This window comes from Streptomyces tricolor (genome assembly GCF_002155905.1).
GTDB lineage: Bacteria > Actinomycetota > Actinomycetes > Streptomycetales > Streptomycetaceae > Streptomyces > Streptomyces tricolor.
In genome coordinates, this window is record NZ_MUMF01000840.1 from 1 (window position 1) to 5,795 (window position 5,795).

At 74.5% G+C, this 5,795-nt stretch carries 5 protein-coding genes; 1 reads left to right on the top strand and 4 read right to left on the bottom strand.

Annotation, left to right across the window (positions count from 1 at the left end; all coding sequences use genetic code 11):
• On the top strand, positions 1-957 hold a 957-nt coding region (locus CCN44_RS40460; protein ID WP_086704147.1), incomplete at its 5' end, for an extracellular solute-binding protein.
• A 15-nt stretch (positions 958-972) separates the two neighbouring features.
• On the opposite strand, the gene egtD is transcribed toward CCN44_RS40460, so the two are convergent.
• The 4 genes from egtD to egtA are packed head-to-tail and all read right to left on the bottom strand — an operon-like array spanning position 973 to position 5,409.
• A complete protein-coding gene (gene egtD / locus CCN44_RS40465; RefSeq protein WP_086704149.1) occupies positions 973-1,935 on the bottom strand; it encodes an L-histidine N(alpha)-methyltransferase in 963 nt (320 codons plus the stop codon).
• A complete protein-coding gene (egtC, locus tag CCN44_RS40470; RefSeq protein WP_059246678.1) occupies positions 1,932-2,711 on the bottom strand; it encodes an ergothioneine biosynthesis protein EgtC in 780 nt (259 codons plus the stop codon). The genes egtD and egtC overlap by 4 nt, the downstream gene beginning before the upstream one ends.
• Positions 2,711-4,048 (bottom strand): ergothioneine biosynthesis protein EgtB, encoded by a 1,338-nt coding sequence (egtB, locus tag CCN44_RS40475; protein WP_086704153.1) that lies wholly within the window; start codon positions 4,046-4,048, stop codon positions 2,711-2,713. Before egtB ends, egtC begins: the two co-directional genes overlap by 1 nt.
• Entirely contained in the window at positions 4,045-5,409 is a 1,365-nt protein-coding gene (gene egtA / locus CCN44_RS40480) for an ergothioneine biosynthesis glutamate--cysteine ligase EgtA (protein WP_086704155.1), read from the bottom strand. Before egtA ends, egtB begins: the two co-directional genes overlap by 4 nt.
• Positions 5,410-5,795: the final 386 nt, after the last annotated feature.

Here is a 5,795-nt window from a genome sequence, read left to right on the forward strand (position 1 = left end):
GCCGACGGCGGCCGGCTCGTGGACCTCACCCTGGAGTCGATGCGGGACTGGGGCAAGGACGCCTGGCTGCCCGGCCTCGCCGAGCCCGGCAAGGACGGCAACAAGCAGTACGGCATCCCCTGGTACGCCGCCAACCGCGTCGTCATCTACCGCAAGGACCTGTTCGAGCAGGCCGGCATCGCCCGCCCGCCGCGGACCCGGGACGACTGGCTCGCCGCCACCGAGAAGCTGAACTCCGGCGGCACCCAGGGCATCTACCTCGCCGGGCAGGACTGGTACACGCTCTCCGGGTTCATCTGGGACGAGGGCGGCGACCTCGCACAGGAGAAGGACCACACCTGGCAGGGCACCCTCGACACCCCGGCCGCGCTGCGCGGCATGGAGTTCTACCGCCGGCTCCAGGCGCTCGGCGCGGGACCCGCGGACGCCGACGAGGAACACCCGCCCCAGGCCGGGGTGTTCGCCGGCGGCAAGGTCGCGCAGATCATCGCCGTACCGGGGCTCGCCCAGGCGATCGTCCGGCAGAACCCGGACCTGAAGGGCAAAATCGGCTTCTTCCCCGTGCCCGGCAGGACCGCCGGGCGGCCGGGCGCCGTCTTCACCGGCGGCTCCGACCTGGTCGTCCCGCGCAACACCGACGACCAGTTCGCCGCGACCGCCGTCGTCGGGGCGCTCACCGGCGCCAAGTGGGACACCGAACTCGCCCGCACCATGAACTACGTGCCCAACAAGACCACGCTGGCCGACGCGGTCGCGGGCGAGGAGGGGGTCGCCGCCATGGCCGTGGGCGCGGCGCACGGCCGGGCGACCCCGCACACCCCTCAGTGGGCCGACGTGGAGGCCGACAACCCGATCAAGGACTACATGACCCGGGTGCTGAACGGCGCGGACCCGGCGGCCGAGGCCCGCCGCGCCTCACGGAAGATCACCGAGGCGCTCGCCCCGGACGTGGGCTGACCACGCGCACCCCGCTCACCGCGCCACGCTCAGCGACAGCGCGAAACGGCCCTGGGCGTCCGTCCACCAGTGCGTCAGCTCAAGCCCCGCGTCGGCGAGTTCCCCGGTCACACCCTCTTTGCGGAACTTGGCCGACACCTCGGTGCGCAGCTCCTCGCCGGCCGCGAAGTCCACGGCGAGGTCCAGCGCGGGCACCTTCACGGTCTGCGCGGTACGGGAGCGCAGCCGCATCTCGATCCACTCCCGCTCGGCGTCCCACAGGGCCACATGGTCGAACGCGTCCGGATCGAAGTCGGCGCCCAGTTCGCGGTCGACCACGGCCAGCACGTTCTTGTTGAACGCGGCCGTCACCCCGGCCGCGTCGTCGTACGCCCGGACCAGCACCTCTTCGTCCTTGACGAGGTCCGTGCCGAGCAGCAGCCCGTCGCCGGGGGCGAGCAGCGCGCGCACGGAGGCCAGGAACTCCGCGCGTTCGGCGGGCAGCAGGTTGCCGATCGTGCCGCCGAGGAACGCCAGCAGCCGGGGGCCCGGCGTGGCGGGCAGGGCCAGCGGCGCGGTGAAGTCGGCGATCAGCGCGTGGACCTCCAGCTGCGGGCGCTCCTCGATCAGGGCCCGCCCGGCCTGGGTGAGGGCACTCTCGCTGACGTCGACCGGGACGTAGGCGGCAAGCCGCGGGAGCGCCTCGATCAGATAGCGGGTCTTCTCCGAGGAGCCCGAGCCCAGTTCGACCAGGGTGCGGGCGCCGCTCGCGGCGGCGATCTCGGCGGACCGGGTGGCGAGGATCTCCCGTTCGGCACGGGTGGGGTAGTACTCGGGCAGTTCCGTGATCTGCTCGAACAGCTCACTGCCGCGGGCGTCGTAGAACCACTTCGGGGGCAGCCACTTGGGGGTGACGGTGAGGCCGTGCAGGACGTCGGCGCGCAGCGCGGCGTCCGTGGCGTCCTCGGGGAGGGTGCGGGTGACGTGCAGGGGGCTCAACGGCAGGGCTCCTTCGGTGATGCGGGCGCCGGTTCCTCCAGCGGGGCGAGCAGCACGCCGGCGCGGCTCGCGGTGAGCACGGTGCGGTCGGGGACCTCCCGCCACAGCGGATCGTCGTCGTACGGCTCGGAGGCGACGACCGTGCCGCGGCCGGGCTCCGTGCGGTACCACAGCGAGTCGCCCCAGGTGGTGGCGGTGATCGTGGCTCCGTCGGTCAGCAGCAGGTTCAGCCGGGAGGCGGGGGCGGCCTGTGCCAGCAGGCGGACCGCTCCGCCCAGGGCCTGCTCGGGGTCGTCCCCGGCGCGCAGCCGGTGCAGGACCAGCGCCCAGACGAACGCCGAGTCGGTGCGGGCCTGGAGCGAGAGCAGGTCGACCGGCGGCAGCGCGGACACCAGCGGTGCCGCCGCGTCCGGCCAGCCCGCGACCGCGCCGTTGTGGCTGAACAGCCACCGCCCGGCCGCGAACGGCGCCGCCGCGGCCTCGGCGTCCGCCCCGGCGAGCGTCGCGTCCCGGACGGCCGCGAGCACGGCACCCGAACGCACCACCCGGGCCAGGTCGGCGAAGGACAGGTCGGCCCAGATCGGCCCGGCCCGCCGGTAGCGCGCCGGGGCGGGATCCTCGGGGGCGTACCAGCCCACGCCGAAGCCATCGGCGTTGACCGTCCCGTACCGCTGCCGGCGCGGCGCCCACGACTGGCGGAACAGGCTGTGCGGGGGCTCCACGAGGACCCGGCCGAGCGGCTCCTCGGGGCCCAGATAGGCGAGGTGACGGCACATCAGACCACCTCCGAGCGGGCGGTGCGGAACCCGGAGAAGATCTGCCGGCGGATCGGGTAGTCCCAGTTGCGGAACGTGCCCCGGCAGGCCACCGGGTCCACGGCGAACGAGCCGCCGCGCAGCACCTTGTACTCGGACCCGAAGAACACCTCCGAGTACTCCTTGTACGGGAAGGCCCTGAAGCCCGGGTACGGCAGGAAATCGCTCGCCGTCCACTCCCACACGTCACCGACCAGCTGCCGTACGCCGAGCGGTGATTCCCCGTCGGGGTAGCTGCCGGCCGGGGCGGGCCTGAGGTGCCGCTGGCCCAGGTTGGCGTGTTCGGGCGCCGGATCGGCGTCGCCCCACGGGTAGCGCCGCGAGCGGCCGGTGGCCGGGTCGAAGCGGGCCGCCTTCTCCCACTCCGGCTCGGTGGGCAGCCGCCGCCCGGCCCAGCGGGCGTAGGCGTCCGCCTCGTACCAGCACACGTGCAGCACCGGCTCGTCCGGCGGGACGGGTTCCGTGATCCCGAACCGGCGCCGCAGCCACCGGTCGCCGTCCCGCCGCCAGAACAGCGGGGCGGTGATGCCGTGCTGCCTGATGTGCGCCCAGCCCCGCGGCGACCACCAGCGCTCGGTGTCGTAGCCGCCGTCCTCGATGAACGCCTGGTACGCCGCGTTCGTCACCGGGGTGGTGTCGATCCAGAACGGCGCCACCTCCCGCGGGTGCGCCGGGCGCTCGTTGTCCAGCGCCCACGGCTCACCGGAGGTGCCCATGGTGAACGGGCCGCCGGGCACGAGGACTTCGGCCGGGCCGGTGAACAGCGGGACCGGCTCCGGGTCCGGAGCGGTCAGCGCCTGCGGGCCCTTGCGGAGCTGATGCGTGATCAGCATCGTCTCGTCGTGCTGCTGTTCGTGCTGGGCGATCATGCCGAAGGCGAAGCCGGCCTCGGTCAGCCGGGAGCCGTGGAAGTCCGCCGCCTCCAGCAGGTCCAGCGCCCGTCCGCGTACCTCGGCCGCGTACCGGCGGGCCTCGGCGGGCGGCAGCAGCGGCAGCGAGGGCCGCTCCGCCCGCGGGTGCTCGAAGGCGTCGTAGAGGCTGTCGATCTCCGGCCGCATCGCCTCCCGGCCGCCGACCGCCCGCAGCAGCCACAGCTCCTCCTGGTTGCCGATGTGCGCCAGGTCCCACACCAGCGGGGACATCAGCGGGGAGTGCTGGGCGGTGAGGTCCGGCTCGTCGACGCAGCTGGTCAGCAGGGTGGTGCGGGCACGGGCGGTGGTCAGGGAGGCCAGCGCGCGCTCCCGCAGCGCCTCGGTGTCCGGCTCGGCGGTCTCGATGTCGGTCTCGGGGGCGGTCATGTACGGATGTCCTTCCTCCCGCGGGCGGTACGGGTGCCCCTGGCCGGCCCGGAACGGGGCGGGTCCGCGGCGGGCGGCCCGTCCAGCAGTTCGGGCAGCCGGTCCAGCAGGTCGTCGGCCGGACAGCGGCCCCGGGCGATGTAGCGGTCCCGGTACGCCGCGACGGTGTCGACGACCCGGGCGGTGGCGCCGAGCCGGGGCAGCGCCTCCAGGGCCGCCGCGAAACAGATGCCGGCGGCCTCGCGCAGCTCCGGGTCGGCGAGCCCGTCCCGGGCCGCGGCCATCCACAGCGGGTTGTGCGGGGCGGGCAGGTTCCCGGCCCGCTCGGCCAGCGGTTTCACGGCCCGGTAGGCGGTCTCGGCGGCCCCGGGGTCGTCGAACAGCGCCGCCGTCACCGCGAGCGGCACCAGCCAGCCGTCCTCGCCGGGCTGCGCGTCGATCATCCGCAGCTCCAGGTGGCCGCGCGGCCGGACCGGCGGGAACAGGGTGGTCAGGTGGTAGTCGAGGTCCGCCCGGGTGGGCGGCCGGGGCGCGCCGGAGCGGGTCCACTCCCGGAAGGTGAGCCCCTCGGGCACCTCCCACGGCCCGGTGTCCCGGCGCACGCACATCACCGGCGAGTCCAGTACGTGCCGGGCCCAGGCGGCCCGTGGCTCGCCGTCCAGCGAGGGGCCGCCGGCCCGGCCGGCCCCGATCTCCATCCACGTCAGCTGCCGGGTGGACCGCCAGCCCGTGGGCCGCCGGCCGAGCAGCGGCGAGTTGGCGAACGCGGCCACCAGGACCGCGCCCAGCTGGTGCGCCAGCCACCAGCGCCGGGCGTGCCCCAGCGGGCCGGGCTCCTCCTGGCCGGCGTCCACGCAGACCTGGACGGAGGCCGAGGCGCACATCATGTGGCGGCCGGCCGGGCCGGTGCGGTCCAGGCAGGTCTCCATGGCGTCGTAGCGGGGCTCGTGCAGGAATCTGCGGGGCGCGTGCCAGGGGTCGTGGCCGATGCCCGCGAGGCCGAGCCCGTCCTCGGCCAGGACGGCACGGACGGCGTCCAGATCGGCGGAGACGGTGTCGACGCACTCCATCAGGGAGGCGGCGGGCGGCGAACTCAGCTCCAGCTGGCCGCCGGGTTCGACGGTGAGCGCCGAACTCAGAGGGAGGGCCCGCACGGTGGCGTGGGCCGCTGCGAGTCGTTCGGGTGTGACCGGGAGCTGCGGCAGCTCCAGCGAGTGGACGAGCCACTCCAGCTCGACACCGAGGATGCGGGGCGGTCCGGTCTTGAAGCAGATGCCCCGGACCAGGGCCTCCACCTCGGCCTCGGTGACGGCGGTGCGGTGCTCCGTACAGTCGCCGCCGTCGCTCTGCGTATCGGACATGTCGGGATCCTCCTGAGGTTCCACCATGTCACCCGCCCGGTGTGGGCCCGGCGGGCACTCGTCCCACCCAAAACCCTTCCCTCGATTCGCACAAGGGTGCCCACCCGGACGTTCCGGATCCGTCACCTCCGTTCCTGTCTGCGTTTCCGGGCCGTTCCGGGGGCGGGAAACTCCGTTGCACCGCCATCCAGCATCACCCAGGATGCGTGCATGAGCACGACGGGGGAGACCGCGCGGGCCGCGGTCGTGGCGCCCACGGGGGTGGCGCCGTGAGCGCGCGCCTGCGTGGGATCGCCCACGAGACGGAACAGATCGTGGCCGCGGGCCGGTACCGGGCGCCGGACGGCCGGGAGGTGCCGATCGCGGACGCGGTCGAGGCCGCGCGG

What these genes read in the sequence shown, in the direction of transcription:
- egtB (WP_086704153.1), bottom strand. Translation starts at nt 4,048, where the DNA reads ATGACCGCCCCCGAGACCGACATCGAGACCGCCGAGCCGGACACCGAG.
- egtA (WP_086704155.1), bottom strand. Translation starts at nt 5,409, where the DNA reads ATGTCCGATACGCAGAGCGACGGCGGCGACTGTACGGAGCACCGCACC.
- egtC (WP_059246678.1), bottom strand. Translation starts at nt 2,711, where the DNA reads ATGTGCCGTCACCTCGCCTATCTGGGCCCCGAGGAGCCGCTCGGCCGG.